General features: G+C 63.7%; 14 protein-coding genes and 2 pseudogenes. 6 read left to right on the top strand and 10 right to left on the bottom strand.

Translation table 11 applies throughout. The features are described from left to right. Window positions 1-68 precede the first annotated feature (68 nt). The 3 genes from FJ430_RS29370 to guaA all read left to right on the top strand — a co-directional run bounded on the left by FJ430_RS29370 (window position 69) and on the right by guaA (window position 2,808). A complete protein-coding gene (locus tag FJ430_RS29370) occupies window positions 69-530 on the top strand; it encodes a PaaI family thioesterase (protein ID WP_140643944.1) in 462 nt (153 codons plus the stop codon). Between the two features lie 3 nt (window positions 531-533). Beyond that, window positions 534-1,172 carry a 5'-methylthioadenosine/S-adenosylhomocysteine nucleosidase gene (locus FJ430_RS29365; RefSeq protein WP_140709136.1) on the top strand — a complete coding sequence of 213 codons (639 nt, stop codon included), beginning with the start codon at window positions 534-536 and terminating at the stop codon, window positions 1,170-1,172. A 70-nt stretch (window positions 1,173-1,242) separates the two neighbouring features. Then, entirely contained in the window at window positions 1,243-2,808 is a 1,566-nt protein-coding gene (gene guaA, locus FJ430_RS29360; protein WP_140709138.1) for a glutamine-hydrolyzing GMP synthase, read from the top strand. Between the two features lie 286 nt (window positions 2,809-3,094). On the opposite strand, the pseudogene FJ430_RS29355 reads toward guaA, so the two are convergent. Next, window positions 3,095-3,484: pseudogene (locus tag FJ430_RS29355) on the bottom strand (amino acid synthesis family protein); the annotation flags it as partial. A 4-nt stretch (window positions 3,485-3,488) separates the two neighbouring features. On the opposite strand from FJ430_RS29355, the pseudogene glnQ reads away from it, so the two are divergent. Next, window positions 3,489-3,716, top strand: a pseudogene (gene glnQ, locus FJ430_RS29350) (glutamine ABC transporter ATP-binding protein GlnQ); the annotation flags it as partial. Between the two features lie 169 nt (window positions 3,717-3,885). On the opposite strand, the gene FJ430_RS29345 reads toward glnQ, so the two are convergent. The 6 genes from FJ430_RS29345 to FJ430_RS29320 all read right to left on the bottom strand — a co-directional run bounded on the left by FJ430_RS29345 (window position 3,886) and on the right by FJ430_RS29320 (window position 14,382). Continuing rightward, on the bottom strand, window positions 3,886-5,406 hold the full coding sequence (locus FJ430_RS29345; RefSeq protein WP_210242109.1) for an ABC transporter permease: 1,521 nt from the start codon (window positions 5,404-5,406) through the stop codon (window positions 3,886-3,888). Beyond that, window positions 5,403-6,437, bottom strand: coding sequence for a quaternary amine ABC transporter ATP-binding protein (locus FJ430_RS29340; RefSeq protein ID WP_140709140.1), 1,035 nt, complete (start codon window positions 6,435-6,437; stop codon window positions 5,403-5,405). Before FJ430_RS29340 ends, FJ430_RS29345 begins: the two co-directional genes overlap by 4 nt. Before the next feature lie 109 nt (window positions 6,438-6,546). Further along, window positions 6,547-7,512, bottom strand: coding sequence for a glycine betaine ABC transporter substrate-binding protein (locus tag FJ430_RS29335; protein ID WP_181175528.1), 966 nt, complete (start codon window positions 7,510-7,512; stop codon window positions 6,547-6,549). Window positions 7,513-7,667: 155 nt separating this feature from the next. Next, a complete protein-coding gene (locus FJ430_RS29330) occupies window positions 7,668-9,230 on the bottom strand; it encodes a trimethylamine methyltransferase family protein (RefSeq protein WP_140709144.1) in 1,563 nt (520 codons plus the stop codon). 14 nt (window positions 9,231-9,244) lie between these two features. Continuing rightward, on the bottom strand, window positions 9,245-11,710 hold the full coding sequence (locus FJ430_RS29325) for a GcvT family protein (RefSeq protein WP_140709146.1): 2,466 nt from the start codon (window positions 11,708-11,710) through the stop codon (window positions 9,245-9,247). Further along, window positions 11,707-14,382 (bottom strand): GcvT family protein, encoded by a 2,676-nt coding sequence (locus FJ430_RS29320; RefSeq protein WP_226891954.1) that lies wholly within the window; start codon window positions 14,380-14,382, stop codon window positions 11,707-11,709. The genes FJ430_RS29325 and FJ430_RS29320 overlap by 4 nt, the downstream gene beginning before the upstream one ends. Here FJ430_RS29320 and FJ430_RS29315 point away from each other — a divergent pair. Next, window positions 14,365-15,249, top strand: coding sequence for a LysR family transcriptional regulator (locus tag FJ430_RS29315; protein ID WP_413467811.1), 885 nt, complete (start codon window positions 14,365-14,367; stop codon window positions 15,247-15,249). The two genes, FJ430_RS29320 and FJ430_RS29315, sit on opposite strands and share 18 nt — an antisense overlap. A 98-nt stretch (window positions 15,250-15,347) precedes the next feature. Next, the gene (locus FJ430_RS29310; protein ID WP_140709152.1) at window positions 15,348-16,679 is read left to right on the top strand and encodes an aspartate aminotransferase family protein; all 1,332 of its coding nucleotides are present in this window, start codon (window positions 15,348-15,350) and stop codon (window positions 16,677-16,679) included. Window positions 16,680-16,852: 173 nt separating this feature from the next. On the opposite strand, the gene FJ430_RS29305 is transcribed toward FJ430_RS29310, so the two are convergent. Genes FJ430_RS29305 through FJ430_RS29295 form a run of 3 tightly spaced genes read right to left on the bottom strand, consistent with a single transcriptional unit; the run spans window position 16,853 to window position 20,406 of the window. After that, window positions 16,853-17,773, bottom strand: coding sequence for an ABC transporter permease (locus FJ430_RS29305; protein WP_140654072.1), 921 nt, complete (start codon window positions 17,771-17,773; stop codon window positions 16,853-16,855). 13 nt (window positions 17,774-17,786) lie between these two features. Next, on the bottom strand, window positions 17,787-18,881 hold the full coding sequence (locus tag FJ430_RS29300) for an ABC transporter permease (RefSeq protein WP_140709154.1): 1,095 nt from the start codon (window positions 18,879-18,881) through the stop codon (window positions 17,787-17,789). Then, window positions 18,865-20,406 (bottom strand): ABC transporter ATP-binding protein, encoded by a 1,542-nt coding sequence (locus tag FJ430_RS29295; RefSeq protein WP_140709156.1) that lies wholly within the window; start codon window positions 20,404-20,406, stop codon window positions 18,865-18,867. Before FJ430_RS29295 ends, FJ430_RS29300 begins: the two co-directional genes overlap by 17 nt. Window positions 20,407-20,413: the final 7 nt, after the last annotated feature.

Raw genomic sequence — 20,413 nt, 5'->3', positions numbered from 1 at the left:
AGCATAAAAGATTGCCTGTTTTGCCGGGCTCTGCAATAAACTTCGCCAGCAATATGAGGCAAAGCGCCATGGCAGCAGCCAAGATCGTACCCGCTCCCGACTTCGAGGAACGCGTCAGGGCGTCCTTTGCCCGGCAGGAGGCAATGGCCACGATCGGCGCCGAGCTGACGCTGGTGACGCCCGGCATCATCGAGATCGAGATGCCTTATTCCGCCTCGCTTACCCAGCAGCATGGCTTCCTGCATGCCGGCGTCATTTCGACCGCGCTGGATTCGGCCTGCGGCTATGCCGCGTTTTCGCTGATGCCGCAGAATTCCAGCGTGCTGACCATCGAGTTCAAGGTGAATCTCCTCGCGCCAGGCAGGGGCGAGCGGTTCCTGTTCCGCGGTTCCGTGACCAAACCCGGCCGCACCATCATCGTCGCCGACGGCCAGGCCTATGCCTTCGCCGCCGATGGCGAGGCTAAGCTGATCGCCACCATGACCGGCACGATGATGACGGTGGTCGGCCGCGACGGAATAGAAGGCTGATCCATGGCGGGTGCAGTTCAAATTGCCGGCAAGGCGGTTCTCTTCGTCATGGCGGTCGAGGCCGAATACGGCCCGCACCTGAAAAACCTGTTCACGCCGCTGATGACCGGCGTCGGCCCGGTCGAGGCCGGTGTCAGGCTGGGCGCCGAGCTTGCGGCGTTGAAAGGCGAGGGAGCGCTTCCGGACCTGGTTGTTTCGCTGGGCTCGGCCGGCAGCCGCAAGCTGGAACAGGCCGAGATCTACCAGGTCGTGTCGGTGAGCTATCGCGACATGGACGCTTCGCCGCTCGGCTTCGAGAAGGGCGCGACGCCTTTCCTCGACCTGCCGGTGACGGTGCCGCTGCCTTTCGTCATCCCGGGTGTCAAGGCCGCCTCGCTATCGACCGGCGGCGCGATCATTTCCGGCGCCGCCTATGACGTCATCGATGCCGACATGGTCGACATGGAGACCTTCGCCTGCTTGCGCGCCTGCCAGCTCTTCGGCGTGCCGCTGGTCGGCCTGCGCGGCATTTCCGACGGCGCGGCCGATCTCAGGCACGTCAACGACTGGACGGAATATCTGCACGTGATCGACGAGAAGCTTGCCGCTGCCATCGACTTGCTGGAGCAGGCGGTCGTCTCCGGCGCGATCCGGCTGGGATAGGCCAAAAAGGACGGAAAGCCGCAGCGCTGAGCCCATTGCGCCGACTCGTTTCTTTCTCTAAAGGCTCGCCATGACGACGACAGCCAATCACACCGACACCGTACTGATTGTCGATTTCGGCAGCCAGTTCACCCAGCTTATCGCCCGCCGCATCCGCGAGGCCGGCGTCTTTTCCGAGATCGTGCCGTTCCAATCGGCCGAAGCGGCCTTCAAGCGCATCAAGCCGAAAGCGGTGATCCTGTCGGGCGGTCCGGCCTCGACCACCGACATCGGCAGCCCGCGCGCGCCGCAGATCGTCTTCGACGCCGGCGTGCCGGTGCTCGGCATCTGCTATGGCCAGATGGCGCTCTGCGTGCAGATGGGCGGCGTCGCCGAAAGCTCCAACCACCGCGAGTTCGGCCGCGCCTTCGTCGAGATCGAGAAGGAGAGCCCGCTGTTCGAAGGCCTGTGGGCGCCCGGCCAGCGCCACCAGGTGTGGATGAGCCATGGCGACCGCGTCATCGAACTGCCGCCGGGCTTCAAGGTGCTCGGCAAGTCGGAAAGCTCGCCCTTCGCCATCTTCGGCGATATCGAGCGCAAGATGTACGGCATCATGTTCCATCCGGAAGTGGTGCACACACCGGACGGCGCCAGGCTGCTCCGGAACTTCGTCCACAACATCGCCGGCATCGAGGGCGACTGGACGATGCGCGCCTATCGCGAGCACGCGGTCGAAACGATCCGCAAGCAGATCGGCAAGGGCAAGGTCATCTGCGCGCTCTCGGGCGGCGTAGACTCTTCGGTCGCCGCACTTCTGATCCACGAAGCGGTCGGCGACCAGCTGACCTGCATCCTCGTCGACCATGGCTTGATGCGCAAGGACGAGGCGGCAAGCGTGGTGGAGATGTTCCGCCAGCACTACAACCTGCCGCTGATCCTGGTCGATGCCTCCGACCGCTTCATCTCGGCGCTGGAAGGCGAGGCCGATCCCGAAAAGAAGCGCAAGACCATCGGCCGCCTGTTCATCGAAGTGTTCGAGGACGAGGCGAAGAAGCTCGGCGGCGCCGATTTCCTGGCGCAGGGCACGCTCTATCCCGATGTCATCGAAAGCGTCTCCTTCTCCGGCGGCCCGTCGGTGACGATCAAGTCGCACCATAATGTCGGCGGCCTGCCCGAGCGCATGAACATGAAGCTGGTCGAGCCGCTGCGCGAACTGTTCAAGGACGAGGTGAGGGCGCTCGGCAAGGAGCTCGGCCTGCCCGAAAGCTTCATCGGCCGCCATCCGTTCCCCGGTCCCGGCCTCGCCATACGCTGCCCGGGCGGCATCACGCGCGAGAAGCTGGAGATCCTGCGCGAGGCCGACGCCATCTATCTCGACGAGATACGCAAGGCCGGACTCTACGACGCGATCTGGCAGGCCTTCGCGGTGCTGCTTCCGGTGCAGACGGTCGGGGTCATGGGCGACGGCCGCACCTACGAATTCGTCTGCGCTTTGCGTGCCGTGACCTCCGTCGACGGGATGACGGCCGACTTCTACCACTACGACATGAACTTCCTGGGTGCGGCCGCCACCCGCATCATCAACGAGGTCAAGGGTATCAACCGCGTCGTCTACGACGTGACCTCGAAGCCGCCCGGCACAATCGAGTGGGAGTGACGGATACAAACGGCGGCGATAGCCTAGTTTCGGCGGTGGTTTTCGCTGCCCTATGAATTGCCTTCATGTCTCACTCTTACTCGACTGGGGATCTCCATCTTCGAGATGGCAGGCCGATCTGGGCCCGCATCCCGTAAAGTGCTTTCGAATGGTGCGAGCGCTGTAGCGTAGAATTGCCTGCGTAAAGGCGTGTCTGCTTTGCCCCTCGTCTCGGCCGTTTAAGCGGGCCTTGCTCGTTCCTGAAGCGGACTATCGACAACAACGCCAGCGTGTTGCGCACAAGCGCTTATCCAGCGGCCTCCTGCTCCATCTCTTTCATGTCCTGAAAGCGGTCCGCAATCCGCGGATGGAGCCGGCCACCGTACGCCGCGCCGATGGCCACGACGATCTCGTCCGCGGCCGGGCCGTCGGCGATCTGAAAGTTGGCGGTGATGAAACGCGAGCGCCGGCCGTTCTCGCTCTTGTGCATCATCGGCAGCGACAGCAGCGCGCCCGGCGCGTTGCGGGTGTTGCAGAATTCGAGGTAGGTCGTGCCGCCGACGGCGTCGCGGAACACGTTGCCGAAGCGCAGCGTGTGGATCATGGCCGAGGCGTGCTCGATTTCGCCTGCGACTCCGACGGCCGCGGCCTTGCCATAGCTTTCGATGCGTTCCGCCGGCATAAGCGCGAGCAGGCGATACGACCCCGAAATGGTCTCGGAGGTGCTGGAGACGATGACCGGACTGGCCCGCGACGGCATGACCATGGTGTGCGTGACGCATGAGATGGGCTTTGCCCGGGCAATGGCCGACCGCGTCCTCTTCATGGATGCCGGACAGATCATCGAGGAGGGCACGCCAGACGCATTTTTCGGCCGCCCGCGTCATGATCGGGCGAAGCTGTTTCTCAGCCAGATATTGAAGCGCTAATGCATGTCGCGCAAAAGTGTGCAGCGGTTTTGCGATAACGACATGCATGAAAACAAGGCTTAAAGCGCGTCGCCTGAATCCGCTTCAGCGCGACGCGCTTTAGCCTTCCTGGGAAAGGCAGAAGACAGAATCCAGTCGAATAGCGACGCGGCACCGTTGATGGTGGACTTTACCTGGCTCGTCCCTGCACGATGCGGTCGATCACCATGGCACAGAGCAGAATGGCGAAGCCCGCGAGCAAACCCTGGCCGACAGCGGCGTATTGCAGGGCGTTGAGTACGTCTTCTCCGAGCCCCTTGGCGCCAATCAGCGACGCGATGACCACCATCGAAAGACACATCAGGATGGTCTGGTTGATGCCGGCCATGATCGACGGCATGGCGAGAGGAAGGTCGACCCGCGTCAGCAGGAACCATCGCGTGGCGCCATAGGCTTGTGCGGCTTCGCGGATTGCCGGCGGAACGCCTTGCAGGCCAAGCGCCGTCAACCGCACGACGGGCGGCGTGCCGAAGATCAGCGTGGCGATCACACCAGGCGGCTTGCCGATGCCGAACAGCGCGATCACCGGGATGAGATAGACGAAGGCCGGCATGGTCTGCATAAAGTCCAGCACCGGCCGCAAGGCGGTGTAGACGCGCGGCCTGCGGCCACACCAGATGCCAAGTGGGATTCCGATCACCAGGCAAAGCACCGCCGAGGTTCCAAGCAGCGCCACCGTTTCGAGACTTTTTTCCCAGAAGCCGAGCAGGGCGAGATAAGCGAGCGCAGCGGCGGTGAAGATGGTGACCCGCGATCCGGCCAACTGCCAGGCGAGGATCAGGATGACCGCCATCGTCACCGGCCATGGCATGCCGGTCAGCGCGTAGGACAGACCGTCGAGTACCAGCGATATGCCGCCGGTGACTGCGCCGAAGAAGCCTTCGCCCGCATGCGATATCCCTTCCATCAGCCCGTCCAGCCCCGACGACAGGCCAACCTGCCAATCGCGATTGGAAGGCGCCGCCATGATCCAGCCGGCCGGGTTTGCCCAGGCGAAACGGTAAATTGAGAGGCCATAGGCCAAGATGCAGAAGATAAACGCGCACAGCGCAAGCGGATAGTTGAGCCCATGCCCCAAAGCCTGGTTCGATCGCCAGCGGGCGAAGCGGCGCTCGAGCAGCCGGTTGGCAAGGAACCCGTTTATGATCCGCGCGAAAAGCAGCGTCAAAAGGCCCGTTCCGATCAGCAAAGGCGCTTTCTGCCCGGCCGCCTGTGCTTGTTCGCTTGCCTTGTCCGCGGCTCTCTGCAACGCCGCGGCCGACGATTTCAAACCCTCGGCATTGTCCGCGCCTGAAGCTTGCGCCGCCTGTGCCTGTTCGGCCCGCGCCGTAGCTTGCTTGGTCAGCCGCTCGGCGCGCGCCTGCTCGGCCGCGCCGAGATTGCCGACCGCGCCGATGCCGACCTGAACGACCGCGAGCATTTCGAGAAAGAAGACGATCCAGAACAGCACCGCGATGCCACGCGCCGCCGCCCAGACCGGACCGAGCACCGCGGCTGCGACGTTGAAGGGCCAGACAGAATTTTGCGCCCGCCGGATGCGGGAAAAGCGGTCGACATAATAATGCGGGTTCTGAACGGCGAACTCTTCGACCAGGCGGCCTTCAGTCGGCGGTTCGAGCCGCCCAGTGGCGTGCGGATCACGGGCGTTCACGATTGTCCGCCCTTTCGCAATCCATCCAGGAGAATCTGCCTGTCGACGACGCCGACAATTGTTCCCTCTGCGTCCGTCACGGCCAGCGGCGCCTCATCCTGGGCCGCGAGTTCCACCAGTTCCCCGAGCGGCTGCTGCGCGACCACCCGGCGCAAAGATCTCACGTCCGACTGCGGGTTCTTTGCGCTGAAACCGCTGACGGGCTCCATGATGCGACCGGCGGTGATCACCTTCAGCCGCGAAATGTCGGCGACGAATTTAGCCACGTAGTCGTGCCTGGGAGCCGTCACGATGTCTTCGGGCGTGTCGATCTGGATGATGATCCCGTCCTTCATGATGGCGATGCGGTCGCCGATACGGATCGCTTCATCCAGGTCGTGGGTGATGAACACCACTGTCTTGCCCATCGACCGCGAGAGTTCCAGGAATTCATCCTGAAGCTGACGCCGGATCAGCGGGTCGAGTGCGCTGAACGGCTCGTCCATCAGAAGGATAGCCGAATCCGCCGCCAGCGCGCGGGCCAGGCCGACGCGCTGCTGCATGCCGCCCGAAAGCTCGTGGCAGTAGCGGTCGCCCCATCCCGAGAGATTGACCTTGGCGAGCGCTGCCTCGGCGACGTCGAAGCGTTGCTGCTTGCTCGCCGCCTGGATTTCCAGCGGCAGCGCGACGTTGTCGCGCACTGTGCGGTGCGGCAGCAGCCCGAAGCTCTGAAACACCATGCTGACCTTGCGCGACCTGATCGTCCTCAACTCGGCAGGCGTCTTCGTCATGATGTTCTCGCCGTCGACGAAAATCTCGCCGGCGGAGGGTTCGAGCAGTCGGTTGATATGGCGGATCAAGGTCGATTTGCCGCTGCCCGACAGACCCATCACGCAGAAGATTTCGCCGGGCGCGACCGAGATACTGACATCGGCCACGCCGACGACGCAGCCGAACCGCTTGACCACGTCCTCCTTGTCCAGCCTGTCGCGCAGGATGGATGCCATGGCCTCGGGCGCGCGCGGACCGAACACCTTCCAAACGCCGTTCATGACAATAGCGGGCGGAGCGGCCGAGCCGCTCCGCTTAGGGTTCAAGTCATTGGCCGACACGGCGTCCACGCCTACGCTTTCCGGCCATGGTCGCCGTGCGCCACTCCGCTCAGTGGCCGAACCACTTTGCCACGTCGTCCGGATGGGCCTTGATCCACTCCTTGGCCACCTCGTTGGCCGGCTTCTTGTCGACGATGATAGCGTATGCCCATTTCGAGATGTCGTCCGGGTTGAAGCTCATACGCTCCAGCGCCGCCGTCAGGTCCGGCTGGCGCTGCGCCAGCGTGGCAGCATAGGCAACATGCACGGTGGTGTCAGCATAGGCCGACGACACCTTCGATTTTTCGAACCATTGCGGATCGTCGTTGGGCTGCACGACGACGAATTTCGCCGGGTCGTTCTTCGGCTCGGTCAGGAAGGCGAGCTTGTAGCGGGCGAAATTCTGGTGTGGGCTGTAGCAATAGCCGACCCATGGCTTGTCGGCTTTCGCCGCGCGGTCGAGCGAGGCCGCCGCCACCGCTTCGTCGGTGACCTGCAGGTCGAAGAAATCGGCAAAACCGTAGTCACGCGCCCTGACCTTCTCGATGTTGGTCGACTGCCAGCCAGACGCGCCGATCCACATCTCGCCTTTGCCGTCGCCATTGGTGTCGAACAGCTTGGCGTTGTCCGGGTTGGCGAGATCGGAGACATCCTTGATGTGATATTTGTCGACCGTGACCTGGGTGACGCAATAGCCCTGCTTGGCTTCGTAGCCGTTTTGGGCGAGCTTCACGGTGCCAGCGCCCTTGACGTACTTGTCGACAAGACCTTGCTGGTTGGGCAACCAGACGTCCGGCCAGATATCGACCTCGCCCTTGCCGCGACTCATCGCTTCCCAGATCACCGGAACGGCGGTGGTCGTCACCGTCGAAACATCCAGCCCCAGTTCCTGCTCGGTCGCGTTCTTGATGACGTTCATGACCGCCGTCGCGGTGGCGTAATTCGGGTCTGGCATCGTCACGTCGGCAGCATAAGAAGAAGCCGCGGGCGTCAGCAGAAGGACGCCGAGTGCGGTCTTGAGCAGGTAGCCTTTCATGGTGTTCCCCAACTTGGTTGCGCTGATTTCATTCAGTCTACCCATCAGGTTAGCGGAACATGCAGGCAATCCATCCCAAATTTCACCACATAAGGAAAATCGATGGAGTGCATAAGATCGCTGGCGTTCCGCAACATGCTCTGAGCCAGGTCGCTCTAGAAATAGGCTTGATCGGGCTCACTGGCCTTCCGGTTGGCAATGAAGGCCTGCAGCGCCTCGTCGATCGCCGGATCGAGGCCGGGGTCGTGGTAGTCCTCGAGCAGCCGCTTCCATTGCCGGTTGGCGCGCTGCGCGGCATCCAGCCGTCCTTCCTCGTTCCACTGCTCGAAGGAATTGTTGTCGCTGATGGAGGATCGGTAGAAGGCGGAAAGGAAGTTGGCTTGCGTATGCTCGCTGCCGAGGAAATGCGAACCCGGCCCGACCGCCTCGATGGCCTCCATCGCCTGCGCGTTGACCGATAGATCGATGCCCTCGAACAGGCTGGCGAGCTTGCCGCAGAGGTCGGCGTCGATGACCGTCTTCTCGAAGCCGGTCACTAGCCCACCCTCGAGCCAGCCGGTGGCGTGGTTGATGACATTGGCGCCGGCAAACATCGACATCAATATACCCCAGGTCGCCTCCTGCTCGGCCTGGGCATCGGGAAGCTTGGAAGCCGACAGCGAACCGACGGTGTGGAACGGCACGCCGACGCGCCGCGCCAATTGCCCACAGGCAAGCACCATCTTGCCGGCCTCCGGCGTGCCGAAGGTCGGCGCGCCGCTCTGCATCGAGATGGTGCTGGCGAAGCTCCCCATCAGGCAGGGCGCGCCGGGATTGATCAACTGCACGAGGCTGAGGCAGGCAAGCGCTTCGGCCAGCACTTGCGCCAGCGTGCCGGCGACGGTGCAAGGACTCATCGCGCCAGCCAGTGTCCAGGGCGTGCAGGCGACCGGCTGGTTGTTGCGCGCATAGACCTTCAGCGAGCCGGACATGTTGGCGTCGAGCACCAGCGGCGCATTGGTGTTGGAGACGTTATAAAGCACGGCGTTGTTGGCGACGAATTCTTCGCCGAAGACGATCTTGGCCATGTCGACCGCGTCCTGCGCCCGCTTCGAGCCGATGAACGCGCCCATGAAGGCGCGGTCCGAATGACGGATGTGGGTATAGAGCATGTCGAGATGGCGCTTGTTGGCCGGCAGGTCGACCGGCTCGCAGACGACGCCGCCCGAATGATGCAGATGCGGGATCATCTGGTGCATCTTCACCAGATCGCGAAAATCCGCGATCGTCGCATAGCGGCGGCCGCGATCGAGGTCATGCACGAAGGGCGGTCCCCAGGATGGGCAGAGCACCGTATTGTCGCCGCCGATCATCACCGTGTTCTCGGGATTTCGCGCATGCTGCTTGAATTGCGAAGGCGCGGTGGCGCGGATGATCTTGCGGCACATGCCGGGCTCGAAGCGTACCCTCGTCCCCTGCACGTCGGCGCCGGCGTTGCGGAAGATATCGAGGATCTCGGGATCGTCATGGAATTCCATGCCGACTTCCTTGAGCAACTGGTCGGCATTGGCTTCGATCAGGCTCAGCCCCTCCTCATCGAGGATGTTGAAGGTGCCGATCATGCGGCGGATATAGGGGCGCCGCGGCGCCTGCCGCGCGCTGCGCTGGCCGAGCCTTCCTGCGCGGCCGCCGGTTCTCGGAGCATGCGTTTCGGTGGTGATCGTCGCTTCCTTGTCCATGGTCTGCTCCGATATCAAGCGGGCGTTAAGGCAGACTGCTCGGCGGGCTGAAGTCCGCGAAGCCGCATATTGGCTGGGTCGTAAGGCGCCTCGCGAAGCTCACGCGCGGAGAACTTCCGGCCGAGGATGGAAACCGTCAATTGCTGCGGCGAGATACCGGGCCGCAGATAGGCGAGGGCAAGCGTCTTGCCGGTCCGGAAACCACGCGCGCCGGAGGTGACGATCCCGACGGGGCGGCCTGCCTGCATCACCGCGTGGGCGTAGAAAGGCAGACGTTCACCGTCATCGTCGATCTCGAGCAACGCCATTGTCCAGGAGTTGTCGCCGACGCGTGCCAGCATCGCCTCGCGGCCGACGAATGTCCGCCCCTCGGTTTTGACCAAAGCGCTCAATCCAGCCTCCAGCGGCGTCCGCTCGGTGGTCAGGTCCGCGCCCCAGCCGCGATAGCTTTTTTCCAGCCGCATCGCGTTCAGCGCATAGATGCCAAACGGACGTAGGTCGAACTGCGCGCCGGCCTTGGCGACCGCTTCGTAAAGCTTACCGAATTGCGCGAGTTGCACATGCAATTCCCACCCGAGCTCACCTGCATAGGAGACCCGAAGTGCAGCCGCCTTGATGCCCGCCACCCGGATGATCTGCGCGGAAAGCCAGGGAAATGCCGTATTCGACAGATCCGCTTCGCAGATCTTTGCCAGCAGGTCGCGGGCGCGCGGCCCCATCACCCCCAGCACCCCCCGTCTTTCCGTGACGTTGTCGATCGTCACGCCAGGAAATTCTGCGGCGCGCGAGCGCAGCAGATCCTCGTCATGCCTTTCCGCGAGGGCGGCGCTGGTGAGATAGAACCCGTCATCGCCGAAGCGCGTCACGGTAAATTCCGACGCCACGCCGCCATTCGCCGTCAGCACGTGAATGAGGCCGATGCGGCCGAGGCGTTCGGGTGGCCGGTTGGCGCCGAGCGACGCCATGAACGCGCTGGCGCCGGGCCCGCCGATCTCGAATTTGGAAAAGGCGGAGAGGTCGATGGCGCCGACGCTGTCCTGCACGGCAAGGCACTCGCCACGCACGGCGTCGAACCAGCCGGGCTTGCGGAAGGTCAGCGGCGGATCGCGGTCGGCGCCTTTGACGGCGAACCAGTTTGGCCGCTCCCAGCCATAGGCGACGCCCAGCACGGCGCCCTGGCTTTTTTGAAGGTCCAGCGCCGGCGTCGTGCGACGCGGCCGGCCGGCGTCGCGTTCTTCGTTGGGATAGTGGATCCCGAATTGCAGGCCGAACCCTTCGACCGCCTTGTCGATGCGATAGTCGCGGTCGGCATAGTTGCCGAAGCGGCGCGGATCGATGGCGAGCGCATCGCTGCGCGGCGCCCCGTCGGTGATCCAGTCGGCAAGGAAACGGCCGGCGCCGCCGCCTTCCATCACGCCCATGCTGGAGCCGGTGAGCAGCCATGCATTGCCGAGGCCAAAGGCAGGGCCGATCAGCGGGTTGGCGTCGGGCGTGAAAGTGATCGGGCCGTTGACCACTGTCTTGATGCCGGCATTGGCGAGCGCTGGCACCCGGTCCATGGCCAGCGCGATGATGTGCTCGACGCGGTCGAGATCGGGCGGCAGCAATTCCATGCCGAACTCCGGCGGCACCCCGTCGATCGCCCACGGATGGGCCGACTTCTCATAAGGGCCGACGATGTAGCCGTCGCGCTCCTGGCGCAGGTACCAGCTTTCTTCCGGATCGCGGATGATTGGCAGTTCCTTGGCGCCGGCGGCGATGCGCTCGGCGATTTCCGGAACGGTGTCGGTCACGACATATTGGTGCAGCATCGGCACGACAGGCAAGTCGATGCCCATCATTGCGCCGATCTCTCGGCACCATGTGCCGGCGGCGTTGACGATATGCTCGGCAACGATGTCGCCCTGCTCCGTGCGCACCAGCCATTCGCCGGACGGCTTGCGCTCGATCCCCAGTACCGGATTGTGCCGCACGATCTCGGCGCCACGCGAGCGCGCGCCAGCGGCCATGGCATTGGTGGCCAGTGTCGGATCGACATGGCCGTCATTAGGCTCGTAGATTGCGCCGATGACCTCGTCCGTGTGGCAGAGCGGATAGATATCCTTGAGCTCGGCTGGACTGAGGATGTGGAAGTCATGACCGACGAACCGGCCGAGCCCTTGCACATGGCGGAACTCATCCATGCGCGCTTTCGAGCGGGTGATGCGCAGCGCGCCGCTGGCATGGAAGCCGGTTGGCAGTCCGGTCTCGGCGGTCAGTATCTCGCGATAGAGCCGCACCGAATGGGCGCGCATCTCCATGATCGTTGCATTGTGGGCGAAATGCGTGCAGAGCCCCGCCGCATGCCAGGTTGAGCCTGCCGTCAGCTCCTGTCTCTCGACGAGCATGACATCGCTCCAGCCTCGCTTGGCGAGGTGATAGAGCAGCGACACGCCCATGGCGCCACCGCCGATAATGACCACGCGGGCATGTTGTCTCATAGCGTCTCCTCCGCATGTCCGCGCATGCGCATTCCGGTTGGGTCGTAAGGCGGTTTGTCGAGCGTACGCATTTTGTAGCGTGTGCCGGCGACCGCGATTTCGTAGTCAGACTGAAAGAGCTGCGTTTTCGGCTCGCCCGGATCGCTGGCGACGTAGCCAAGGCAAAGGCTGAGGCCCGTGCGCGCGCCGAGCCCGCCCGAGGTCGTCAATCCGGCCAGCTTGCCGTTTCGATAGATCGGCTCGTCATGCAGCAGAAGGGGGTTAGCTCCTTCAACGGCGAAATGCATCAGCCGGCGCTGTACGCCCTCGGCCTTCTGCCTAAGCAGCGCCTCGCGGCCGATGAAATCGCTCTTCTTCCAGGATACCGCAAAAGAGAGGCCCGCCTCCAATGGCGTGTCCTTCGGACCGATATCGTGTCCCCAATGGCGGTAGCCCTTTTCCAAGCGGCAGCCATCGAGTGCGTAGTGCCCGCAAAGCGCCAAGCCATAGCCGCTGCCAGCCGAGATGATGGTGGCAAACACGCTTTCGGCATGCTCTACCGGCACGTAAAGTTCGAAGCCGAGCTCGCCGACAAAACTGACTCGGATGGCGCGGACGTTGGCGGTGCCGATATCTATGCGTTGTGAGGTGGAAAATGGAAATGCCGCGTCGGAAAGATCGGCGTCGGTCAGGCCTTGCAGCAGGTCGCGCGAGCGCGGCCCCATGATGCCGAGAACGGCCTCAGCGGATGTGGCGTCGAAGACCGAAACATTGAGGCCAAGATCTTCGGCATGGCGGCTAATCCAAGCGAGGTCTTTCTGCCTTGTCGCTGCACCCGAGATCACACGGAAAGCATCCGCTCCGACCCGCGCGACCGTCACGTCGGCCTCGATGCCGCCGCGCGCATTGAGCATCTGTGTATACACGGCGCGGCCTTCGGACCGGTCGACATCGGCCGTGCACAGCCTCTGCATCAGTTTGGCCGCGTCGCGTCCGCCCACGTCGATCTTGGTGAAGGGCGAAAGCTCGAACAGTCCGACGCCTTGCGCCATCCGCTCGGCTTCGGCCTTGGCCGCGCCCCACCATTTCTGGGTACCCACGGAGTAGCCGCGCGTCTCCTCTCCGCCGAACCACAGCGGCCGCTCCCAGCCGGTCGGTGCGCCGAACACGGCGCCGGCTTCTGCGAAGGTCCTATGAAAGGCGGAACGCCTCACATCGCGACCGGCGGTTGCCTGCTTGTAGGGCCAGTGCATGCGGAAGAGATCGGCAACTGATTCTTCCATCCTGGCGCCGACAAAGGAACGCGCCGCAGCCGAGCGGTCGAAACGGGCGATATCGAGCGCCCAGAGATCAAGCCCGGGCTCGCCGTCGACGATCCACTCGGCCATCGCCTTGCCGGCACCGGCCGACGACATCATGCCGGTCGAGTTGAAGCCGGCGGCGACATAGAAGCCGCGCAGATAGGGCGACTCGCCCATCAGCGGACGTGTATCCGGCGTAAAACTCTCCGGCCCATTCATGAAATGCCGTATGCCGGTATCGGACAGCGCCGGCAGAAGCTTCAGCCCGGCAGACATGAACGGTTCGAACTGCTCCCAATCCTCCGGCAGTTCGAGGAAAGGCCTGTCACCCGCCGGTCCGCGGACGTCGAAGATCTTGGCATTCGGCTCGAACCCGCCCAGCACCAGCTTGCCGGAATCGCCCTTGATGTAGATGCCTTCGTCGAGGTCGCGCAGGATCGGGAACGGATCCTGCAGGCCGGTGATCGGCTCGGTCACCACATACATGTGCTCGACCGCCTGCAGCGGCACCGGAACGTCGGCCAGAGCACCAACATCGCGCGCCCAGGCGCCGGCGCAGTTGACGACGATCTCGCAATCGATGTTGACGCCCGAGGCGAGCCTCACACCCGCGACCCGTCCATTGCGGGTCACTATGCCTGAACAAGAAACCCCTTCCAGGATGCGAATCCCGGCGGCGCGCGCACGTTTAGCGTAGGCGGCACAGATGTCGACCGGATTGGCCTGGCCGTCTTCCTCGACCCAGAGCGCGCCTTCAACCCCGTCGGCGACGATGCCGCGCACGCGTTCCGCCACGCCGGCCTGATCGACGATCCCCACCGTCAGGCCGCAGACATCGCCCATATGCGCGATGCGCTTCAACTCGTTCATGCGCTCCGGACGCCGCGCCAGCCAGAGGCCGCCGGTGCGCCTGTAGCCGGACGCCTGGCCGGTCAGCTCCTCGAGGCGTGGAAACAGCTCGGTCGCATATTGCGCCAGCCTTGTCAGGTTGAGGCTGGCGCGCAACGGACCGACGATTCCGGCTGCATGCCAGGAAGTGCCGCTGGTCAGCTGGTGGCGTTCCAGGAGGACGACATCGCTCACACCCAATTCAGCCAGGTGATAGGCTATGCCGAGGCCAATGACTCCGCCGCCAATGATCACGATGCGTGCGCTGTCATTCACCTTGTAAGCTACCTTTGCTGGATCGAACCGGGCGATCTTTTCCGCCAAGCCTCTTGCGCTCAACCTAAATTTCGCAACATTAGGAAAACTTATGGAGCCTTGAGGGCGGAGTTGCGGGTGAAGAGCGGCAGTTTCGATTTCAATCTGTTCCGGTCGATCGAGGTGTTCGTCGCCATCGTAGAGACCAGGCATGTAACGCAGGCGGCGCAGATGCTGGGCATGACGCAATCAGCCGCTTCCCAGCATCTGAAGAATCTGGAAAGCGCGCTCGGCGTCAGTCTGATCGACCGCAATCTGCGACCGATCGAGCTCACCAAGGCCGGCATCGCCTTGCATCGCCGCGCGGTCGCCATACTGAGCGAGGTCGAGGGCTTGCGCACGGATGCGCGGCGCGTCAACGCGGCGCCGCTGCCGCTTTTGCGCATCGCGCTTCTGGCGTCGATCGCGACCACCCTGGCGCCGGCGCTTTCGGTGCTGGCCCGCAAGAACTTCGGCATTCCCGAGCTCAGCCTGTTCGCGGGGCTCGCTACCGACCACGTCGCCTTGCTACGCGCTCGCCGCGCCGACCTTGCGGTTACGTCGGGAGAGTTGTTCGAGATCGAGGGGCTGACGCGTTATCCGGTGATGACCGAGAAATTCCTGCTGGTGACGCCGAAAGGTTTTGCCGGCGATGTCGGCGACATCGTCAAGCTGTCCAAGAAGCTCGCCTTCGTGCGCTTCTCGCGCGAGACGCCTGTCGGCCTGCGCGTCGATCAGCATCTCAGCCGGCTGCGCATCGAGATTGCGCGCGCCATGGAAGGCGATCGTTCCAGCGTGGTGATGGCGCCTGTGGCCGCTGGCATGGGCTTCGCCATCCTGACGCCGACCTTGCTCATCGATGGCCTGGCGGAAGGCATGGAGATCGACGTCCATCCTCTGCCCTTCACCAGCCTGTCACGCAACATTCTGCTGGTGGCGCGTGAGCGCGAACTCGGAAATATCCCCGAGGCTTTCGCCGACCGCACCGCGGAAGTGCTGACCCAGGCGATCAGCACGCGCCTGCCCGGCCTTCCGGCCGACTGCTACACGCTCGACCGCCCCTCGAGGAGCGACTAATCAGCTTCATCAGTTATCCTGATGACGAGCTTTGCCGGTGTGCGCGCCACGCATTCCGTGTTTTCAATCTCCGGAATTCGCAACACTGGAGATACGGCATGAACGCTCCGCACGTCCATTCAAGTCTGGACATCGACTGGTCGACCGAGGCGATTGTCGATCGGCGGAACCGCTTCTATTCGGCCTCACAGCGCAAATTCGTTCCCTATAAGGAACCGCTGATCCTCAAGCGCGGCAGGGGCCAATATGTCTGGGACGAGAAGGACCGCAAATACATCGACCTGCTCGGCATGAACCTGTGCATCTCGGTCGGCCACGCCCATCCGCAGGTGGTCAAGGCCGCCACCGAGCAGGTGAGCGAGCTGACGCATTGCACGACGATGTTCTACCATCCGGTTCCCGCCCAATACGCCGAGGAACTGGTGGCGACGATGCCGGCCGGTCACGATTGGGTCGTGCATTTCACCAACAGCGGCGCCGAAGCGATCGACCTTGCCTTGCTGATGGCGCGCTCGCACACCGGCAGCATCGACATGCTGGCGCTCGGCTCAAGTTATCACGGCGCCACATTCGGCGCCCAGTCGGTAACAGGCATAGCCGGTTTTCGTCATCAGGTGCCGCAACTCGGCGGGGTGACGTTCGTAGCCGAGCCCAATCAGTATCGCGGCGTCCACGGCGAAGGCGTGCAGCCATATCTGAACGAGGTCGAGCGCGCCATATCCAGCTCGACCAGCGGCCGGTTGGCCGGCATGATCATCGAGCCGGTGCAGGGTTATGGCGGCATCGTGCCGATGCCTGCCGGCTACATCGCCGGCGCTTTCGAACGCGTGCGGGCGGCGGGCGGCGTCTGCATCATCGATGAGGTGCAGTCCGGCGTCGGACGCACTGGCGATGCCTTCTGGGCGTTCGAATCGCACGGCGTCGTTCCCGACATCGCCGTCGTCGCCAAGGGTGTCGGTAACGGCATTCCGCTCGGCGCCGTCATTGCCAGGCGCGCCGTCGCGGAGTCCATGGCCGACAAGTTCCTGTTCCACACCTACGGCGCCAATCCCGTCGCCTGCGCGGCAGGCCGCGCGGTGCTCAAGGTGATGCGCGACGAGCGGCTGCAGGAGAATGCCGCCAAGGTCGGCGGCGCGCTGAAGGAAAGGCTTCAGGAGCTAAAGAAAGATTTCCCGCTGATCGGCGACGTCAGGGGACAAGGCCTGATGCTCGCCATCGAGCTGGTGAAGGACCGCGCAACGAAGGAGCCGGCGCCCGAAGCAACCTTGCAGGTCTTCGAGGAAACCCGGCGTCAGGGCCTCGTCGCCAGCCGCTCGGGTCCGTACCGCAACGTCATCAGAATGTGCCCGCCGCTCTGCCTGTCGATGGCCGACCTCGACAATGTGGTGGACAGCTTCGTGCGCAGCTTCCGCATGGCGACATCTTGCTGACCCGCTCTTGGCGTCAATAGCGAGATTTGGATGAAATGATTTGGGTCCCGTTGGTCAATTTTCTCGATCTTGTTGATGTGACCTGCTGAACATAGCGCGGGACCCCGGATGACGACAAAGCTCACCGACATTGCGTGCGGCAATCGCTGGCAACAACGTGCGAAAGGCGGGCCTCAACCGGCCGGTCGAAACGGTTTTGCCAGCGAGGCTGGAAAATGCAGCGCCAATATCTGGCGGTTACGCGAGATCAGCACCAGCACCACGATCGTCGCCAGATAAGGCAGGGCCGACAGCAGTTCGGATGGGACCTGAAGGCCTAGAGCCTGTCCTTGGAGTTGCAGGATCGTCATGCCGCCGAATAGCCAGGCGCCGAGCAGAACGCGCAGCGGCCGCCATGTCGCGAAGACCACCAGCGCCAAGGCGATCCAGCCTTTGCCCGCGGTCATGTTCTCGACCCAGAGCGGCGTGTAGGCGACCGATAGATAGGCGCCGGCGAGGCCTGCCATCAGCCCGCCGAACAGCACCGCCATGTAGCGGATCCGGATCACTGGATAGCCGATGGCGTGGGAGGTCTGCGGCGATTCCCCGATCGTGCGCAGGATGAGGCCTGCCTTGGTGCGATAAAGGAACCAACTGATCGCCACGAACATCAAGAGTGCCAGGTATACAAGCGGATCGAAGCGGAAGAGCAGCGGGCCGAGCACCGGCAGATCGGAGAGGATGGGCATGCTGACGCCGTGCAGCGCTTCGATCGGATCGCTGCCGAAACCGCGACCGATGAATGCTGACACGCCGGAACCGAAGATCGCCAGCGCCAAGCCGGCGGCATACTGGTTGGTGAGGAAGGTTAGCGCCAGCACGCCGAAAAGGAGTGAGGCGGCAGCGCCGGCCAGCGCGCCGGCGAGGATTGCAACGGGCATCGGATAGCCGGCGGTGACCGCCCAGAAAGCAAGCGCCGCACCCATCAGCATCATGCCTTCGATGCCGAGATTGAGCACGCCGGATTTCTCGACCACGAGCTCGCCAAGTGCTGCAAAGATCAGCGGCGTGGCGGCGATGATGGTGCCGGTGAAGATGGCGATGAAGAGTTCCATCCGATGTCTCCCGCTATCGCGCCGTCTCGGGCGCATGCGCATCAGGGGCCGGCCGCACCAGGCGAATGCGATAGAAAATGAAGAAGTCGGCTGCGAGCAGGAATAACAGCAGGATGCCCTGGAAGATGCGCGTCAGGGCCGAGGGCAGGGCAAGCGTCATCTGCACGCCTTCGCCCCCGAGGAAAAGCAGCGACATCAACAGCCCGCCGAGCACGATGCCGAAGGCATTCAGACGTCCGATGAAGGCGACGATGATGGCGGCAAAGCCGTAGCCGGGCGAAATCTGCGGCGAAAGCTGTCCGAGCGGTCCGGCAGCTTCCGCCATGCCGGCAATGCCTGCCGCGGCGCCGCCAGCCAGCAATCCGATCCACACCGCAGCCGACTCGCGAAAGCCGGCATAGCGAGCGGCGAGCGGGGCCGCGCCGCTGACCGACATCTTGTAGCCGAGGAAGCTGCGGTCGGCGAACAGCCACATCAAAAGCACGGCGACGACAGTGATGAAGATCGAGGAGTTCACCCGGTAGGCCGGATCGAAGGACTGAAACATCGCGGCCGCCGGCAGAAGCGCCGTCTGCGGATAGTTGAAGCCGGCGGGATCGCGCCATGGTCCATGCACCAGATAGGACAGGAACAGCGTCGCGATATAGGTCATCATCAGCGTGACCAGGATCTCGTTGGTGTTCATGCGCGAGCGCAGGAAGGCCGGGATCGCCGCCCAGGCCATCCCGGCGGCCATTCCGGCCAGGAACATCAGCGGCAAGAGCAGGGCGCTGTCCGGGTTCGGCCAGAACAGGCCGACGCCGCTCGCGGCAATCGCGCCCATCGTGAATTGCCCCTCGGCGCCGATGTTCCAGACATTGGCGCGAAAGCCGATCGCCAGTCCACAGGCAATCAGGATCAGCGGTGAGGCTTTCAGCAACCATTCCGAGAGGCCATTCATCGAGCTCAGCGGCTCGATGAAGAAGGCATAGAGCGTCGGCAGCGGATCATGCCCGAGCGAGGCGAAGAAGACCGAGCCGACGATCAGCGTCAGGACGGACGCCAGAACCGGCGCGGCGATGCGCATCGTGGCGGAAGGCTCCGGCCTCTGTTCAATCCTGATGCGCAACGCTGCTGCTCCCTGTCTTGTCCTGGCCCATGGTCCGGCCGGTCATCAACAGCCCGATCTCCTCGCGGTCGGTGCTGGTGCGCGCCAGCGGCGGCGATACGCGACCCTGGCAGATGACGAGCAGCCGGTCGCAGATCTCGAACAGTTCGTCGAGTTCTTCCGAAACGACGAACACCGCGGCGCCGGCGCGGCTCAGGTCGACGATGGTCTGGCGGATGAAGGCGCTTGCCCCGACATCAACCCCCCAGGTCGGCTGCGAGACGAGCAGCAATTTCGGCGCCAGCGCGATCTCGCGGCCGACGATGAATTTCTGCAAATTGCCGCCGGACAGGCTCTGCGCCGTCGAGCCCGGTCCGTTGGCCTTGACCTTGAACCTGTCGATGATGCCGGCGGCGAAGGCGGCGGCCTTGCGGCGGTCGACGAGACCCTTGCGGACCGTGCCGAAGCGATGGGCGGTCAGCACGGCGTTTTCCCACAACGTATGCGACGGCACGGCGCCGCGCCCGAGCCGTTCCTCGGGAACGAAGGCGAGGCCGAGCTTGCGGCGCTCGTCGGGCCGCAAGGTGGCGGCCGGCGCTCCGTTGATTTTGATCGCGTCGCCTTGGCCATGCCGGCGCTCGCCGCTGAGCAGCGCGATCAACTCGGCCTGGCCGTTGCCGGAGACTCCCGCCAGGCCGACGATCTCGCCGCCATGCACGTTGAAGGAGACATCCTTAAGGTCGACGCCGAAATGGTCGCGTGCGTCGGCTGAAAGATTTCTGACCTCGAGCACCGGCCTGTCGCTGGGAATGGCGGGGCTGACATGCATTTCCGGCAGCCTGGAACCCACCATCATGCGGGCCAGCTCCAGCGAGGTCGTTTCCTTCGGCCGCGCGGTGCCGGTGACCTTGCCGTTGCGCAGCACGGTCGCGGTGTCGCAGAGTTCCTGCACCTCGTCGAGCTTGTGGCTGATATAGACGATCGAACAGCCTTCGGCCGAGAGCTGCCGTAGCGTGTCGAACAGCTTGACCACGGCCTGCGGCGTCAGCACCGAGGTCGGCTCGTCGAGGATCAGGAGTTTTGGCGCCTGTAAGAGGCAGCGCACGACCTCGACGCGCTGCCGCTCGCCGACCGACAGGTCATGCACCTGGCGATACGGGTCGATGGGCATGCCGTAGCGCAGAGAAAGCTCGCGGATCTTTTCGGCAAGCGAAGGCAAGTGGAAGGCGCTGCTCGCCGACAGCGCGATGTTCTCGACCACCGAGACCGACTCGAACAATGCGAAATGCTGATAGACCATCTCGATGCCGAGCGCGCGCGACGTCGCCGGATTATGCGCCGCGATAAGCTTGCCGTCGCAATAGATGTCACCGGAATCGGCTTGCGCCGCTCCGTAGATTATCTTCATCAGCGTCGATTTGCCGGCGCCGTTTTCGCCGAGCACCGCATGGATTTCGCCGGGTTGAATCGACAGCGAGACGTCGTCATTGGCGACGACGCCGGGATAGCGCTTTGAGATGTTGCGCAATTCTAGTCGCGGATGCATGGCGGGT

Source organism: Mesorhizobium sp. B2-8-5, from assembly GCF_006440675.2.
In the GTDB taxonomy this organism is placed as follows: Bacteria; Pseudomonadota; Alphaproteobacteria; order Rhizobiales; family Rhizobiaceae; genus Mesorhizobium.
The sequence above is the reverse complement of the archived record's forward strand: the minus strand, read 5'-3'. Positions and strand labels throughout refer to the sequence as shown.

Excerpts from the sequence above, each read along its gene's own strand:
- FJ430_RS29305 (WP_140654072.1), bottom strand. The coding sequence starts at position 17,773 with ATGGAACTCTTCATCGCCATCTTCACCGGCACCATCATCGCCGCCACG.
- FJ430_RS29370 (WP_140643944.1), top strand. The coding sequence starts at position 69 with ATGGCAGCAGCCAAGATCGTACCCGCTCCCGACTTCGAGGAACGCGTC.
- FJ430_RS29295 (WP_140709156.1), bottom strand. The coding sequence starts at position 20,406 with ATGCATCCGCGACTAGAATTGCGCAACATCTCAAAGCGCTATCCCGGC.
- FJ430_RS29330 (WP_140709144.1), bottom strand. The coding sequence starts at position 9,230 with ATGGACAAGGAAGCGACGATCACCACCGAAACGCATGCTCCGAGAACC.
- FJ430_RS29365 (WP_140709136.1), top strand. The coding sequence starts at position 534 with ATGGCGGGTGCAGTTCAAATTGCCGGCAAGGCGGTTCTCTTCGTCATG.
- FJ430_RS29335 (WP_181175528.1), bottom strand. The coding sequence starts at position 7,512 with ATGAAAGGCTACCTGCTCAAGACCGCACTCGGCGTCCTTCTGCTGACG.
- FJ430_RS29325 (WP_140709146.1), bottom strand. The coding sequence starts at position 11,710 with ATGAGACAACATGCCCGCGTGGTCATTATCGGCGGTGGCGCCATGGGC.
- FJ430_RS29315 (WP_413467811.1), top strand. The coding sequence starts at position 14,365 with ATGCTGGGCATGACGCAATCAGCCGCTTCCCAGCATCTGAAGAATCTG.
- guaA (WP_140709138.1), top strand. The coding sequence starts at position 1,243 with ATGACGACGACAGCCAATCACACCGACACCGTACTGATTGTCGATTTC.
- FJ430_RS29340 (WP_140709140.1), bottom strand. The coding sequence starts at position 6,437 with ATGAACGGCGTTTGGAAGGTGTTCGGTCCGCGCGCGCCCGAGGCCATG.
- FJ430_RS29310 (WP_140709152.1), top strand. The coding sequence starts at position 15,348 with ATGAACGCTCCGCACGTCCATTCAAGTCTGGACATCGACTGGTCGACC.